Annotated in this window: 1 protein-coding gene; it reads left to right on the forward strand. The window is 69.8% G+C overall.

The window, feature by feature from the left end; genetic code table 11:
- Nucleotides 1-556, forward strand: a 556-nt coding sequence (locus ACYVDE_RS25840; RefSeq protein ID WP_460504359.1) for an IPT/TIG domain-containing protein, incomplete at both ends; no start/stop codon positions are given.

The raw sequence follows: 556 nt of genomic DNA on the forward strand, positions 1-556 counted from the left end.
ACCGGCTTCACCGGGGCTACGGCGGTGACGTTTAACGGCACGGTGGCCACGTTTGCGGTGAACTCGGCGACGCAGATTACGGCTACGGTGCCCACCGGCGCCACCACGGGGCCGGTAACCGTGACCACGGCCGGCGGGACCAGCAACGGCCTCTCCTTCACGGTGCTGCCCCCGGCCCCGACGCTCACCAACCTCAGCTCGAGCAGCGGGCCCACCGGCACCAGCGTGACCATCACCGGCACCAACCTGACGGGCGCTACGGCCGTGAGCTTCAACGGCACCAGCGCGTCGTTTGTGGTGAACTCGGCCACCCAGATTACGGCTACGGTGCCGGCCGGGGCCACCACCGGCCTCGTGACAGTGACCACGCCCGGCGGCACCAGCAACGGCCTCGCCTTCACCGTAGCCGCCCCGGCCCCCACGCTCAGTAGCCTGAGCCCGGGCAGCGGCCCGGTAGGCACGTCGGTAGTGATAACCGGAACCGGCTTCACCGGGGCTACGGCGGTGACGTTTAACGGCACGGTGGCCACGTTTGCGGTGAACTCGGCGACGCAGA

This window comes from Hymenobacter agri (genome assembly GCF_054778495.1).